Source organism: Gilvimarinus gilvus (assembly GCF_030518155.1).
Lineage (GTDB): Bacteria > Pseudomonadota > Gammaproteobacteria > Pseudomonadales > Cellvibrionaceae > Gilvimarinus > Gilvimarinus gilvus.
The window spans coordinates 1-323 of sequence record NZ_JAULRU010000536.1 but is presented as its reverse complement, the minus strand read 5'-3'; the positions used below and the strand labels follow the sequence as shown (position 1 = coordinate 323).

Sequence of the window (323 nt, the reverse complement as noted above, 5' to 3'; positions counted from 1 at the left end):
GAAGAAAGGCATGCGCGATGTGCCGGCTGACCCGGTGTTCATCAAGTCGGCCAAACGTATCGACTGACCGCAGGCTGCACAGGGACGTGCAACCGCCTGAAGGCAGGCTGGAACAGGAGTGTCGCTACCCATGCTGTACCGTCGTTTCGAGCAACTGATCGACATCTTCCGCGAAGCACCCAGCGAATCGCCGCCGAGCACCGTGTGGGCGTTCTACCTGTATTACCTGCGCCAGGTCTGGCCCAGCTTCCTGGCGCTGTTGGTAGTCGGCCTGTTCGCCTCGCTGATCGAGGTAGCGATGTTCAGCTACCTCAGCCGCATCA

The 323-nt window shown here is 60.7% G+C and carries 1 pseudogene; it reads left to right on the top strand.

Annotated elements, in window-relative coordinates:
• Positions 1-130 precede the first annotated feature (130 nt).
• Positions 131-323: pseudogene (locus tag QWI17_RS09970) on the top strand (hypothetical protein); the annotation flags it as partial.